Source organism: Gloeobacter violaceus PCC 7421, from assembly GCF_000011385.1.
In the GTDB taxonomy this organism is placed as follows: Bacteria; Cyanobacteriota; Cyanobacteriia; order Gloeobacterales; family Gloeobacteraceae; genus Gloeobacter; species Gloeobacter violaceus.
In genome coordinates this window covers 2,997,771-3,011,034 of sequence record NC_005125.1, presented here as the reverse complement: position 1 = coordinate 3,011,034, position 13,264 = coordinate 2,997,771, and the positions used below count along the sequence as shown (strand labels likewise).

At 61.4% G+C, this 13,264-nt stretch carries 9 protein-coding genes and 1 tRNA gene; 7 read left to right on the top strand and 3 right to left on the bottom strand.

Features of this window, described 5'->3' with window-relative positions; translation table 11 throughout:
* Window positions 1-3: 3 nt before the first annotated feature.
* Genes GLL_RS14585 through GLL_RS14555 form a run of 7 tightly spaced genes read left to right on the top strand, consistent with a single transcriptional unit; the run spans window position 4 to window position 8,166 of the window.
* Window positions 4-675: an HAD family hydrolase gene (locus GLL_RS14585; RefSeq protein ID WP_011142822.1), complete on the top strand. Its 672-nt coding sequence runs from the start codon at window positions 4-6 to the stop codon at window positions 673-675.
* 25 nt (window positions 676-700) lie between these two features.
* On the top strand, window positions 701-1,975 hold the full coding sequence (locus GLL_RS14580) for an FAD-dependent oxidoreductase (protein WP_011142821.1): 1,275 nt from the start codon (window positions 701-703) through the stop codon (window positions 1,973-1,975).
* 13 nt (window positions 1,976-1,988) lie between these two features.
* Window positions 1,989-2,885: a hypothetical protein gene (locus tag GLL_RS14575; protein ID WP_164929114.1), complete on the top strand. Its 897-nt coding sequence runs from the start codon at window positions 1,989-1,991 to the stop codon at window positions 2,883-2,885.
* A 47-nt stretch (window positions 2,886-2,932) separates the two neighbouring features.
* Window positions 2,933-3,922: a quinone oxidoreductase family protein gene (locus tag GLL_RS14570; RefSeq protein ID WP_011142819.1), complete on the top strand. Its 990-nt coding sequence runs from the start codon at window positions 2,933-2,935 to the stop codon at window positions 3,920-3,922.
* A 31-nt stretch (window positions 3,923-3,953) separates the two neighbouring features.
* Complete coding sequence (locus GLL_RS14565) at window positions 3,954-5,492, top strand: GMC oxidoreductase (RefSeq protein ID WP_011142818.1); 1,539 nt, start codon at window positions 3,954-3,956, stop codon at window positions 5,490-5,492.
* A gap of 40 nt (window positions 5,493-5,532) precedes the next feature.
* On the top strand, window positions 5,533-6,534 hold the full coding sequence (locus tag GLL_RS14560; RefSeq protein ID WP_011142817.1) for an SMP-30/gluconolactonase/LRE family protein: 1,002 nt from the start codon (window positions 5,533-5,535) through the stop codon (window positions 6,532-6,534).
* A gap of 42 nt (window positions 6,535-6,576) precedes the next feature.
* Complete coding sequence (locus GLL_RS14555) at window positions 6,577-8,166, top strand: MFS transporter (RefSeq protein WP_011142816.1); 1,590 nt, start codon at window positions 6,577-6,579, stop codon at window positions 8,164-8,166.
* A gap of 66 nt (window positions 8,167-8,232) precedes the next feature.
* Here the strand turns inward: GLL_RS14555 and GLL_RS14550 are convergent, their stop codons facing one another.
* From GLL_RS14550 to galE, 3 genes are all read right to left on the bottom strand, one after another.
* Complete coding sequence (locus GLL_RS14550; RefSeq protein ID WP_197530011.1) at window positions 8,233-11,754, bottom strand: NB-ARC domain-containing protein; 3,522 nt, start codon at window positions 11,752-11,754, stop codon at window positions 8,233-8,235.
* 329 nt (window positions 11,755-12,083) lie between these two features.
* Window positions 12,084-12,156, bottom strand: a tRNA-Ala gene (locus tag GLL_RS14545).
* Between the two features lie 41 nt (window positions 12,157-12,197).
* Complete coding sequence (galE, locus tag GLL_RS14540) at window positions 12,198-13,172, bottom strand: UDP-glucose 4-epimerase GalE (RefSeq protein ID WP_164929113.1); 975 nt, start codon at window positions 13,170-13,172, stop codon at window positions 12,198-12,200.
* Between the last annotated feature and the right edge of the window lie 92 nt (window positions 13,173-13,264).

The following is a 13,264-nucleotide window of genomic DNA, read 5'->3' as shown; positions in this document are numbered from 1 at the left end:
ACAATGAACATTCAAGGGATATTTCTCGATTTCGACGGGGTGATCTCGGGCAACTCCAACGAACTGATGATCCGCTGGCTGCACGCCTACGCCTGCCGCACCGCCGAGGGACCGGTGGGGCTGCAGACGGTGCGCACGGTGGCCAAACTGGCGTCGGCCTGTACACCCCGGGAGCTGTTGGAGTTGTTTTTTCACTCCTTCGCCATCCCGGGTCAAATCGGCGAGGTGCAGCAGGCGATGCACCGCGAGACCAGTACCGCGGTCCGCATCGGCGACGCGCTGGCGCCGTTGCTTGCCGGCTGCGCCCGCCAGGGGATCCCAGTCAAGGTGCTCTCGCAGCGCAGCGCCACCCAGGGCACCTTTAACCAGTTGCACCATGTTCCCGGCATCGAACGGGACATGATTTGCTCCACCCGCGGTCTGTCCAAGGCCAATCCCCTGTGCTACCGGCAAGTCGGCGAGGAATTGGGCATCGACCTCGGCGGGTGGCTGATGGTCGACGATTCGCCCTACGCGCTGCGCGGCGCGAAGCTAGCCGGGCTGCAGACGGCCTGGATCGTCACGGCGGGCTTCCACGAGGCCGACTACCGCGACTACGAGGGGCTCATCGACCTGCGGCTCGGCTCGCTCGCAGCCTTGCTGCCGCTCATCGACGATCGGCAGGCCGCGGCCTGAGACAGAGATATTTGGGGGTTTTCTCATGGCATTCAACAACCGCAACACCCTGGCTGCAGAACGCGGCAAAGCCGCTTTGCAGGCGGACTGCATCATCATCGGCGGCGGACCGGCGGGGGCCGTCCTCTCCCTGCTGTTGGCCCGCCAGGGGGTCTCGGTGATCCTCTTCGAAGCGCAAAAAGACTTCGACCGCGATTTTCGGGGCGACTCGCTGCACGCCGTGGTCATGGAGTTGATGGACGATCTTCGATTGACCGAGCGCCTTTTGGAGCACAAGCACAGCAAGCTCAAAACCCTCACCATGGTCAGCGCCGTGGGGGCGGCCCGGGTGGCTGATTTCAGCCGCTTGCCGACCCACCACAACTACATGACCATGGTCGCCCAGAAGGACTTTTTGAACTTCATGGTCGCCGAGGCAAAGCGCTACGCGAATTTCCGAGTCTTCATGGCCACCAGCGTGCAGCGGCTCATCGAGGAGGAGGGCGAAATCCGCGGGGTAGTCTTCAATGGCCCGGACGGACCGCAGGAGGCCCGCTGCGCCCTGACGGTCGGTGCGGACGGACGCTCCTCGCGCACCCGCCAGATGGCCGGCATCGATCTGGTCAAATTTTCCCAAGCCGTAGACGTGCTCTGGTTCCGCCTGCCGCGCTACCCCCACGAACCGGAGGGGGTACTCTACCGGGTCGGTCAGGGGGCGGTCATGGGCCAGGCCGATCGCTCCGATGTCTGGCAAATCAGCTATATCATCCGCAAGGGCACCTACCAGAAACTGCGCGCCCAGGGCATCGAGGGGTTGCGCCGGTCGGTGACGACGCTGGTGCCGGAACTGGCCGACCGGGTGGGGCTGCTCAAGGACTGGTCACAGGCGTCGCTGCTGTCGGTCGAATCGGGTTATGTCCGCCGCTGGTACCGCCCGGGGCTGTTGCTGATTGGCGATGCGGCCCACGTGATGTCGCCTTTCGGTGGGGTGGGCATCAGCTACGCAATCCAGGACGCGGTCGCTGCGGCCAATGTTCTGGCGGGGCCTTTGCGCAGCGGGCGCGTCGGGGTGGGCCACCTGGCCGCCGTCCAGCGCCGCCGGGAACTGCCCACCCGCCTCAGCCAGTACTACCAGGCGATGATCCAGGACCAGCTGTTGGCCACAGCCGCCAACGAAGGCATTCCGCCCAAACCGACCCTGCTGCGGCGGCTGCTGCGCCTGCCCGGGCTGCGGGAACTGCCGACGCGGCTGCTCGCCTTCGGCCTGTGGCCCGCCCGCCTGCGCATCAAGAACAGTATTCCGCCCAATATCCATCGCTAGGAGAGTGCCGACTATGCGTTGTCTTTTGATCCTCGGACTGACAACCTGTACCGCCTTCGGTCTGGGCAGCTTTGCCCCGCAGGTCTCGCAGGCCAGACCCGCCTGCGGCCTCGCTGCGGTTCAAGGCGACTACGGCTTTATCGTGAGCGGCACGGGCGTGCCCACCGATCCGCCCTCGCCGATTCCCTTTCTCGGTCCTCTGGTGGGCGTCGGCATCAGCCATTTCGACGGCAAGGGCAATCTCACCTTGATGACCGAAAAGCTGAACGTCAACGGCGAGGCGCTCGACACTTCCTTTACGGGCACCTATCAGATCAACCCGGACTGCAGCGGCGAGATGGTCGCCACCAGTACCTTGACCGGCACGACCAATACCTACAGCATCGCCGTTACCGCCCACGGCAACGAAGTGCTGCTGGTACAGAAGGTTCCGACCTCGCCCGTGGTGGCCGCCACCTTCAAAAAGCTGTGGATGCCCGCCACCACCCGGCCGGGCGGCAGCTGCACCCCCGGCAGCCTGCGGGGAGAATACGCTTTTGCAGCCGGGGGCTCCAATCCACAGGTCAGCCCGCCGAGCGCCGGAGCGGTAATCACACCGCTTCTTAGCGTTGGGGCGGCCGACTTTGACGGGCGGGGCGGGGGCACTTTGACGGAGACGGCGAACGCGGTGGGCAGTGTGGCCGAGCGGACCGCCACCATCGCGTACACGATCAACCCGGACTGTACGGGGGTGATGTCTGTGACTACCACGTCCTCCGGCGCGGTGCGGCAGCTCAACTTTGTGCTGGTGAGCCTCGGCAAAGAGATTCTTTTCATCCAAACCGACCCGGCCAGCGACGTGCTGTCCGGCCGCTTTCAAAAAGCCTCTGTCGACCGCATTGGCCCGGCGCCTGTCCGGGGCCGGGACTGACAATCGCCGACGCTTCCACCGTTTATCCGAGCAATGGAGTCTTTTTTATGCGTGCAGTCGCGATCAAAAGTTTCGGCGGACCGGAGAATCTCGCAGCCTGTCAGATGCCCGACCCCCAGCCTGAAGTCGGCGAAGTCACCATCGATGTCGAGTACGCCGGAGTCAATTATCTCGAACTGATGTTCCGGCGCGGGTTCGTCGCTGTGCCGTTGCCCTTTGTACCGGGCATCGAGGTGGCAGGCCACATTCGGGCTGTCGGCGAGGGGGTGACGGACCTGCAGGTCGGCCAACCGGTCGCCGCGCTCACCATCGTCGGCCAGGGCGGTTATGCGGAGGTGGTGCGCTCCCCCGCCGCCCTCACCTTCGCTCTTGATACTCTCGAAAGGCCCGTCGATCTCGCCGCCGCCGCCGCCTTCCCCTGCACCATGATCACGGCCTATCTGGTGCTGTCGGCCGCCGCTCGATTTACCCCCGGTGATGCGGTGCTGGTGCATGCGGCGGCCGGGGGACTCGGCAGCGCTCTCGGCCAAGTCGCCCGTCGGCTCGGAGCCGGCCAGGTGCTCGGCACCGTCGGCAGCCCCGACAAGATTGCTTACGCCCAAGCGCACGGTTACGACCGCGTGTTTTTGCGCGAGCACTACCGTGAGGCGGTGATCGCGGCCACGGGTGGCGCCGGGGTGCAGATCGTCGTCGATCCGGTTGGCGGCAACCTGCGCAGCGAGAGCCTCGAAGTGTTGAGCGTGCTGGGGCAGCTTATCGTTCTGGGCAATGCCGGCAACGGCGAGGACACTTTTCAGTCGACCAACGGCCTATGGCTGTCGAGTAAGGGGGTGCAGGGCTTCAATCTGCTGGCGGTGTGCCTGCAGGCGCCCGAGAAGATCAAAGACGCCGCGCGCCGGGTGCTCGAGTGGATCGCCCGGGATGAACTGCACGTTCCGATCAGCGGCGTACTGCCCCTCGAGGCGGCCGACGAGGCCCACCGCCGCATCGAGCAGCGGGCCACCACCGGCAAGCTCATCCTCAAAATTGGCCGGTAGCCCCCTTTGAAGCACCCTACCGAGAGTACCGATGACTGATATGCGCTTGAAGCGTCGCCGTCTGCTGCAGGCCGCTCTGCTGGCGTCAGCCGGCGCGCGGATCGAGCCGGCCCGCGGCGCCGATGCGGCGCTCGACGCCGTGGTAATTGGAAGCGGGTTCGGCGGGGCAGTAGCAGCTCTGCGTTTGGGTCAGGCCGGTTTTAGCACCCTGGTGCTGGAGCGCGGCCGCCGCTGGCCGATTGCGCCGAGCCAAGATACGTTTTGCACCTACAGCAAGCCGGACGGACGGGCTGCCTGGCTTAGCCCGACAACCCTGCTGTTTGAGCCGGTGGCGATCGATATCTACACGGGCATCCTGGATGTCAAGGTCGGCAACGGCATCGCCGCTTTCCGCGGGGCCGGCGTGGGCGGCGGATCGCTCGTCTACAACGCCGTGCTCTACCAACCCCGCCGCGAACTGTTCTATCAAGCCTTTCCAGGGTCCATCGACTACGACGAACTTGATCGGGTCTACTACCCGCGGGTGCGCTCTCAGCTCAAGCCCGCGCCTGTGCCCGCGGACATCCTGGGGACACCCTACTACGAGGGCACCCGCGTCTTCTTGCAGCAGGCGGCCCGCGCCGGTCTCAGCCATCGCCTTCTCGATATTGCCGTCGATTGGGACATCGTGCGCCAGGAGATCCAAGGCCGTCGGGCGGCTTCTACGATCGTGGGCGATGTTTTCTACGGCATCAACAGCGGCGCCAAAAACAGTCTTGACCGCAACTACCTGGCCCAGGCGGAAGCGACGGGCAATGTCGAAATTCTCCCCTTGCATGTGGTGACGGCCATTGCCGAAGCGGGCCGGGGCGGCTTTCAAATCCAGTGCAACCAGATCGACGAGGCCGGGCAGGTACAGGTCCGCCGCACGTTTCGCTGCCGCTATTTGTTTTTGGCGGCGGGCTCGATCGGTACGACCGAACTGCTGCTGCGGGCAAAAGCGACAGGAACCCTACCCCGTTTGAACCAGGCGGTGGGCCGCTTCTGGGGAACCAACGGCGACACGCTGGGCACCCGCCAGGGCAGCACGCCGACCAATCCCACCCAAGGGGGACCGGCGACAGCAGTCATCGAACATCTCGACAACCCGCTCGCCCCGACTGTGCTTGTGCACACGCCCTTCTACAACAGCCCGCAAGGAGCCCTGGTCCATACAGGGCTCCAGCCGGTCAAGCCGGAAGGCTCGCTCAGCTACGACGCCGCCACGGACACTGTCGCGCTCAACTGGCCCACCGCCACGGCCACCGCCCGACGCAACGCGCAGGCGGTGCAACTCACCTACGACATCCTCGATGCGGCCAACGAGACGGCGACAACGGCCCCGGCGGACACCGGGATCACTGCCCATCCCCTCGGTGGCGCGGCCATGGACAAAGTATGCGACACCGATGGTCGCGTCCGAGGCTACGAGGGACTCTACGTGGTGGACGGGGCGCTTATCCCCGGCTCGACCGCCTGCACAAATCCGGCGCTCACCATCGCCGCCCTGGCGGAACGGTGCCTGGAGCGGTTTCTCGATCGGCGCCTTTGAGCCTGGGCGTACTGCAATTTCACCGATTTGGACAACACCAATGCTGAACACACGCTCTACTGTCGGCTGGTGCAGCCGGCTCGGGCTGACGGCGCTGCTGTGGGTGCTTTGGGGGGTACCGACCTACGCCCAACGCCTTTACTTTCAGACGCCGCCGGGAACCTATCCCGAAGGTGTCACCTTCGATGCCAGAACCCGGCAGTTTTTTGTAAGTTCCCTCAAATACGGCACGATCGGGCGCATTGACGCCACCGGCACCTACCACCCCTTCATCCGGGATCCGGACTTGATTACCAGTGTCGGCCTGCATGTCGACGCGCGGCGCAACCGTCTGTTGGTCTGCGTTACCGATGCGGGGGTAGGCCCCAAAAGCAGCGACCGGACGATCAACAACCTTGCCCGCGTGATCGAATACGAGCTGCCCCACGGCCGGCGGCGGCGGGTCTTCGATCTCAATTTCTTGCTGCCGGGAGCCCATATCGCCAACGACCTGACTTTCGATCCTGACGGCAACGTCTACGTCACCGACAGCCTGACACCGGCGGTCTACAAGATCGACCAGGCCGGTCAGGCCTCTGTCTTCCTGACATCCGAGGCGCTCCAGTTCGACGGGATCAACTTGAACGGCATCGTTTACCATCCCGACGGCTACCTGCTGCTGGCCAGCTACAGCGGCGGCTTGCTCTGGAAGCTCCCCTTGCAAAATCCCGGTGCTTTTAGCGAAGTGCGGCTCGAAGAGTCGATCTTGGGAGCCGACGGCATGGTGCTGCGCTCGGACGGAAAACTGGCTGTCGTTCGCAACAGCAGCGGGTTAGCAGATCCGGCGGCGGTCAAAGACCGCATCGACCTGCTCATTTCAGCGGACGGTTGGCGTTCGTCGCGCATCGAGCAAACCTTCACCGACCCGTCGTTGGACGTTCCGACGACCGCCGTTGAGGTCCAGGGAAAGACGTTTGTCCTGAATGCGCGCGATCGAGAGCTCTTCGCCGACCCACAAACGGCCTGGCAGTTCCTGTACTGGCTGGATGTATTGCCCTTCTAGCCCGATGCGTCTACCCATCAACCATGAGGAGGTCAAACGCCAATGACCAAGCAAGTTGCCCGGAATACCACACGCGACCTGGGTGCCCAGCCCGACAACAAGTGGGCGATCTTACTGGCGGTCAGCATCGGCACTTTTTTGGTGCCGCTCGACATCACTGTGGTCGCCCTGGCCCTACCCGACATCGAAAGCTCGCTGCGCACGAGCTTTGCCGATCTCCAGTGGATCATCAATGGTTACAACCTGTCATTTACCGCCTTTTTGTTGGCGGCCGGAACGCTGGCGGACCGCTTCGGCCGCCGTCGGCTGTTTCTGGTGGGCCTTGCGCTGTTTACCCTGACTTCGCTCACTTGCGGGCTCGCCACCACCCCCCTGACGCTCACCCTCGCCCGCAGCATCCAGGGGTTGGGCGGTGCGCTGCTGCTCATCTCCTCGCTGGCGATTCTGTCCCAAACCTTCCGCGAAGGACCGGAGCGAGCCAACGCCTTCGGTGTCTGGGGATTGGTGATGGGGGTGGGCGCATCGCTCGGGCCGATGATTGGCGGCCTGCTGGTGGATCTGCTCAGCTGGCGGTGGATCTTTTTGCTCAACGTGCCGATCGGTGTCGGCCTAGTCGCCTTTACCTTGAGCAAAGTGGACGAGTCGCGCGATCCCGGAGCGGCCCGGGTCGATTGGCTGGGATTGACCACATTCACTTCGGCTTTGTTTTCGCTGTGTTTCGCCTTGATCCAGGGCAACGAGCTGGGTTGGACCAGCGCTGCCATTCTCGGCTTGTTGGCAGCGGCGGCCGTGCTGCTGTTCGCCTTTGCGCTCATTGAGCGGCGGCAGAGCCAGCCGATGTTCGACCTGTCGCTTTTGGGCAACCCCGCCTTTGTGGGTACTTCGTTGCTCGCGGCGAGCAACGGCGCTTCGTTTTGGGCAATGATCGTCTATCTGCCCCTGTTTTTTCAAAACGTTCTCGGTTACTCGCCTTTGCAAGCCGGGCTGATGCTGTTGCCGCTCACGGTGCCTTTGCTGGTCTGCCCGCCTCTGGGCGGTCGGCTGGCCCAGGTACTGCCCGCCCGGCTGCTGCTCAGCGGCGGCATGCTCATGGTCGGCCTGGGCTTTGTTTGGATGTACGGGGTCAACGCGGGTTCCCCCTGGACCGCGTTTTTGCCGGGCTTTTTGTTGGCCGGGATCGGAGCCGGGCTGATTAACGCAGAGATCGCGAACGTGGCTATTGCCGTGTTGCCCCCTCAGCGCAGCGGCATGGGTTCGGGAATCACCAGCACCTTTCGCCACGGCGCCCACGCTCTGGGTATCGCGCTACTTGGCTCGCTACTCACCCAGCGGGTTGCCACCAGCCTGGAGCAATCGACCCTACCCGGCCTTGTTACCGAGCGCAGCACGCAACTGGCAAGCCAGATTGCGGCCGGCGACCTGATCGGAGTGGTCCGCACGCTGCCGCCGGAGCTGCAAAACGCGTTTGCCGCAGCGGCCCAAAACAGTTTCATCGACGGTTTTAACCTGATCGTGCTCCTGGCGGCTGCCACGGCGCTGCTGGGTGCCCTGGCCACCTTTGTTCTGGTAAAAGATCAGCGTTCCCAAAGCCAACTCCAAAGACAAGAACGTCCAAGTGCCTCGAAGAGCTAAAAGTCAGCGGCTCCTGCTTGTGGGGTCAGACTGTGCTGCAACCGGTGAGCAGTGCTTTTTGGCCCTTCAGGTTTCCGGACGGACCTGCCCGGAGATATCGACAACCGCCCCGAGGGCTTTGAGGGTCGCTTTGCGGGCTTCGGTCAGTCCGGATACTGCCCTCAGATTCATCCCTTCGTAAGGTTTCGGATTGCGCAGTACCCGCGAGCGCTCAGCGCTGTGTGTTTCCCAGAGGGCGATGCTTTCGTCCTGGCTGCCGCTGGCGAGAGTCTGACCATCCGGGCTGAAGGCGACCGACCAGACCGGGCGGCTATGCCCAGGAAAAGCCCGATGGATTCCCCCAGTGCTTGTCCTCCAAATTCTGATGATGCGGTCTTCCCCCGCGCTTGCCAACAAAGTGCCATCTGCACTGAACGCCACCGACCACACAGGACTGGTATGCCCTTCGATAACCCGGGTACACCGGTTGCTCTGCAAATCCCAAAGCCTGACGGTTCCGTCGGCGCTGCCGCTTGCAAGGAGCGAACCATCCGGGCTGAAGACCACGGAGTGGACCCAATTGGAATGTTCTGCCAATAGAGCGACGCACAGTCCATTGCTGACATTCCACAAACGCACGGTTCCATCCGCACTGGCACTGGCCAAAATTCGACCATCGGCGCTAAAGGCCACTGCGCTCACCCAGCCGGTGTGCGCTTGCAAAACCGTGCTGAGCCGTCCCGTCGCGGCATTCCAAATACGTACAGTCCGATCGGCGCTCCCGGTTGCAATGGTGGTTCCGTCCGGACTGAAAACGACCGACCAGACCCAACTGTGGTGCCCTTCCAAAATTTTGCGGCAGCGGCCTGTGACAGTTTCCCATAGAAGCACCGTATGGTCTACGCTGCCGCTGGCAAGAGTCTGACCATCCGGGCTGAAGGCAACCGCGAACACCCAACTGTGGTGCCCTTCCAAAGTTTGGCGGCACTCGCCCGTGGCGGTATCCCACAAACGCACCGTATGATCCGTGCTAGCGCTTGCCAGGGTCCGGCCGTCGGGGCTGAAAGCCACCGAATAGATGCCGCTGGTGTAGCCCTGTATCGTTTTTCGGCATTGACCGGTGTCGGTCTTCCACAAGCGCACAGCTTGATCGGCACTCCCGCTTGCCAATGTTTGACCATCGGGGCTGAAGGCGACCGCATAGACCAGGTTGGTGTGGCCCTGCAAAATTCTGCGGCACTGAGCGGTGGCAACATCCCACAACTTGATCAGCGCGTCCTGTCCTCCACTCGCCAGGCTCTGGCCGTCGGGACTGAAGGCGACAGACCAGATGAGGCTGGAATGTCCTGGGAAAGACTTGCGGCACTCGCCCGTGGCGGCCTCCCACAGGCGGACGGTCCGGTCGGCGCCGCCGCTTGCAATCGACCGGCCGTCCGGACTGAAGACAACGGAGTGTATCCAATCGGTGTGCCCGCGCAGGATCCTCAGGCATTGGCCCGTGGTGGTCTCCCACAGCCGCACGGTCTGATCGGAGCTGCCGGAGGCCACGATGCTCCCGTCGGGGCTGAAGGCAAGCGACAGAACCCAGCCCCCATGTCCTTGCAGGATCCTCAGGCATTGGCCCGTGGTGGTCTCCCACAGCCGCACGGTCTGATCGGAGCTGCCGGAGGCCATGATGCTTCCGTCGGGGCTGAAGCCCACCGACCAGATGGAATTGGCATGACCCTGCAGGATCCTCAGGCATTGGCCCGTGGTGGTCTCCCACAGCCGCACGGTCTGATCGGAGCTGCCGGAGGCCACGATGCTTCCGTCGGGGCTGAAACCCACCGACCACACCCAGGCGGTGTGTCCTTCGCAGATGTTGATCTGGATGCCGTGGGGCAGTTGCCAAAGACAGACTTTGCCATCGGCGTCGCCCGTTGCCAACACATTGCGATTGGGACTGAATTGAACGGAGGAGATATTGCCCAAAGGCTCGGTGAACATCGATTGGGATAAATCACATTGGAATAGGTTGCACTGTTGAAGATTGACGTTTCGCAAATCTGCCTGCCATATGGCAAGGCCCGAAAGATCCCAACCTCTTAAATCGATCTTCGCAGCGCAGAGGATATTCAAAAGGTTGCCTGCGGCATAGCCCTGATTACCCAAAGCTTCCCGTCTTAAATCTGAGAAGATATGCTCGCAATGTTTCTCGATGGCTTCGAGTGTTTTAAAAAACGATCTTAGTCGGCCGACCAGAGGATTGATGATCAGGCGGAGCTGGGCACTCCGTATGTAATCCGGTCCCTGAGCCTTGAGTAAAAAGCATTGCTTTAAAAGGGACAGTTTTCTGGTTTGGATTTCCATCCAGGCGTGGTAGATCAAGCGATCCAACGTATATTCCGTGATCACAGGCTGCAATGAAAAATACAGTTTATTCTCTTCGACAAGTGAGCGTCTCGACAGCGATTCCATGGCCTCCAGCAACTCGGGCAATGTCACAGGAAGCAAGACGACTTCGTGAAGCTCGGTCAGTGCAATCGGTTCACAATGAATCGAAAGCCAGTACATGACTTGCCTTTCCAGTTCGGACAACCGGTTGAAGTGCTGGCTTAACAGATCTCGAACGTCACCAAAAATGGAAGTACCTTGTGTCACAAAATTTGAAATATTATTGCCGAATAAAGTGCGAATGGTGGAGGCCACCATTTTTATGGCAAGGGGGTTGCCGCCGTAGTATCTGAGCAGTTCTTTGCTGTCTCCTGTAGCAACGTCCAAACCGCGTTCTTTGAGGAGCTCCAGACCATCGTTTTCTTGCAGGCCTGTCAACCGTAAAGAGCGAACCGGTAGGGTTTTGCCCTCCAAAGGTCCCAAATCCTTTGGTTTTTCCCGGCTGGTCAGCACCAGACAGCTATTGTGAGCAGAACTTCCCACACTTTTGAACAGTTCACCGTAGTCTTCGTAACCTTCGCGGTAGTATCCGGCTTTTCTTGCACTGTCCATCACCGTTTCGACGTTATCAAAGACAAGCAGGCACCGGTGGCGGCGAAATAAGTCAATAAGCTGTGACTGTTTTACATTGGGTACTCGATAAGACACAGATGACTGAGTCAAACCAACAAATTGAAAGACATCGACCAAGATTTCCTGCAAGGGCGGTGCATTTCGAAGGGATCTCCAGATGACATAATCAAAGTTCTCCTTGACCGTTTCTGCAAGTTTAACCGACAGTGAAGTTTTACCGATTCCTCCCATTCCCAATAGCGCAACCAACCGGCATTTGTCGTGAACAATCCAGCTTGTCAATGCAGCAAGTTCTTCGGCGCGGCCATGGAAATTCCTGACATCGACCGCCTCCGCCCAATCTTGTTGGGTAGCTCTGATTCCGCCGTCCGGATTCTCGCTTAGATTGCCTGCCGCCTCGTAATCACTTTTTGTCAGCTTTAAATCAAACGCTTTAAAAAAGCGCTCGAGCGTCCTTTTATCAACACCTTCTTCACCATCAAGAACCTTTGTAATTGTGGGGCAGGATAAACCGGTTATCTCGCTCAATTGTTCCAGGGTATAGCTGGCACCGTAGTTGTTTTTGGTTTCGAGGGCAGCCCGAGCCTCTTCGAGGGTTGTCATTCCCCTCTTACTTAGGGCAACCCCTCTATTTCGGCGAGATGGAGGGCGAAGTGATCCCATGCGCTGTCCGCAATATGTAGAGATGATTATAAGTCAAAATTATCACAAGAATGTTTGCAGTGATGCTTCGTGGGAATTTTGCCCTCGTCTCCCCTGGCTTCCTCTATGCCTGGACGACAGGTTCTGGGCAGTCTTTGACTTGCGAGCGTTTCGCAGAGGGCTTTGAGCTTTACAGTGTACGGGAAACGGTGGATCCCGAGCTGGTGTGCCCTTGCAGCCCCATAGCCGGGCTACAAAGGAAAAAGCGCTTCTTGGAGGGGGTTTTTGAATGGAGAGTAGGGGATTCGAACCCCTGACCTCAGCAGTGCGATTGCTGCGCTCTACCAACTGAGCTAACTCCCCGCGAGAAACCAGCCTAACATTGCCGGCTTACTCGCTGCAATTTAGCCGCCGAAGCGTTTCTGGTGCCAGGTCCAGGCGGTGCTGACGATGGTCTGCAAATCCGCAAAGCGCGGCTGCCAGCCCAGAATTGCGCGGGCGCGCTCTGCGGAACCCACCAGCGTCGCCGGGTCGCCGGGGCGGCGCGCACCCATCTGCACGGCGATCTCACGTCCGGCGACTTGTCCGGCCGTGTCGATCACCTGTTGCACCGAAAAGCCGCTGCCGTTGCCCAGGTTGAATACCTCGGTCGGGCCGCCGGATTTGAGGTACTTGAGCCCCAGCACATGGGCGTCGGCCAGGTCGCTGACATGGATGTAGTCGCGCACGCAGGTGCCGTCGGGGGTTTCGTAGTCGGAGCCGAAGACGGTGATGTGGGGCCGACGGCCGATGGCGACATCGAGCACCAGCGGAATGATGTGGGTCTCAGGGTCGTGGTCTTCGCCGACCCGGGCGTCCGGGTCGGCGCCCGCGGCGTTGAAGTAGCGAAAAACAACCGATCTCAGGCCGTAGGCGCGGTCGAAGTCGCGCAGCATCCGCTCGACCACCAGCTTGGTGAATCCGTAGGGATTGATGGGGCGCTGGGGATGGGTTTCGGTGATCGGGATCTGTTCGGGTTCGCCGTAGGTGGCGCAGGTAGAGGAGAAGACGATTTGCTTGACGTCGGCTTCGACCATCGCCTCCAGCAGGCAGAGCGTGCCGTGGACGTTGTTGCGGTAGTAGACGGCGGGTTTGGTGACCGATTCGCCCACGTAGGCGTAAGCCGCCATGTGGATGACCGCCTCGATCGGATGCGCGGCAAACAGGCGCGCGAGCCCCACGCGATCTTCAAGGTCGCCGCGAATCAGCATCGGGGCCGGAACAAACTCGGCATGGCCGTAAACCAGGTTGTCGTACACCAGTATCTCGAAGCCCGCGGCCTGCAGAGCAAGAACCACGTGGGAGCCGATGTAGCCGGCGCCGCCTGTCACCAAAATCATCGCGCTTTGCCTCGTCGTGCAGCTCCACACCAGTATCGGCCCCGGGGGAGATGTCTGCATAGTGCCCTAGTTGTTTGACTGGATTGGGCAAG

What these genes read in the sequence shown, in the direction of transcription:
- GLL_RS14585 (WP_011142822.1), top strand. Translation starts at nt 4, where the DNA reads ATGAACATTCAAGGGATATTTCTCGATTTCGACGGGGTGATCTCGGGC.
- GLL_RS14580 (WP_011142821.1), top strand. Translation starts at nt 701, where the DNA reads ATGGCATTCAACAACCGCAACACCCTGGCTGCAGAACGCGGCAAAGCC.
- GLL_RS14575 (WP_164929114.1), top strand. Translation starts at nt 1,989, where the DNA reads ATGCGTTGTCTTTTGATCCTCGGACTGACAACCTGTACCGCCTTCGGT.
- GLL_RS14570 (WP_011142819.1), top strand. Translation starts at nt 2,933, where the DNA reads ATGCGTGCAGTCGCGATCAAAAGTTTCGGCGGACCGGAGAATCTCGCA.
- GLL_RS14565 (WP_011142818.1), top strand. Translation starts at nt 3,954, where the DNA reads ATGACTGATATGCGCTTGAAGCGTCGCCGTCTGCTGCAGGCCGCTCTG.
- GLL_RS14560 (WP_011142817.1), top strand. Translation starts at nt 5,533, where the DNA reads ATGCTGAACACACGCTCTACTGTCGGCTGGTGCAGCCGGCTCGGGCTG.
- GLL_RS14555 (WP_011142816.1), top strand. Translation starts at nt 6,577, where the DNA reads ATGACCAAGCAAGTTGCCCGGAATACCACACGCGACCTGGGTGCCCAG.
- GLL_RS14550 (WP_197530011.1), bottom strand. Translation starts at nt 11,754, where the DNA reads ATGACAACCCTCGAAGAGGCTCGGGCTGCCCTCGAAACCAAAAACAAC.
- galE (WP_164929113.1), bottom strand. Translation starts at nt 13,172, where the DNA reads ATGATTTTGGTGACAGGCGGCGCCGGCTACATCGGCTCCCACGTGGTT.